The organism is Microvirga pakistanensis (assembly GCF_004458765.1).
Lineage (GTDB): Bacteria > Pseudomonadota > Alphaproteobacteria > Rhizobiales > Beijerinckiaceae > Microvirga > Microvirga pakistanensis.
On the sequence record NZ_SPJX01000576.1, the window covers coordinates 1 to 223 of the forward strand.

Here is a 223-nt window from a genome sequence, read left to right on the forward strand (position 1 = left end):
TCAGGTCGCCGGCCTCCTGGCGGGCAACGATGCGGGACGGCTCGCGGGTTTCTTCGAGCGAATCGCCTCCGACGAACGGGTTCTCGCCATCGGCTATTGCGACGGAGCGGAATTGCGCGCGCCGACGCGGAACATGCCGCCTTCCTTCTCCTGCGAGCAGGCCGCCAGGGGCGGAGCCGTGAGCTCGTCCACCATCAGCAGCGAAGGCCGCGAGATTCTCGTC

The 223-nt window shown here is 68.2% G+C and carries 1 pseudogene; it reads left to right on the forward strand.

Going from position 1 to position 223, the window contains the following annotated elements:
• Positions 1-223: pseudogene (locus E4K09_RS29440) on the forward strand (trehalose-6-phosphate synthase); the annotation flags it as partial.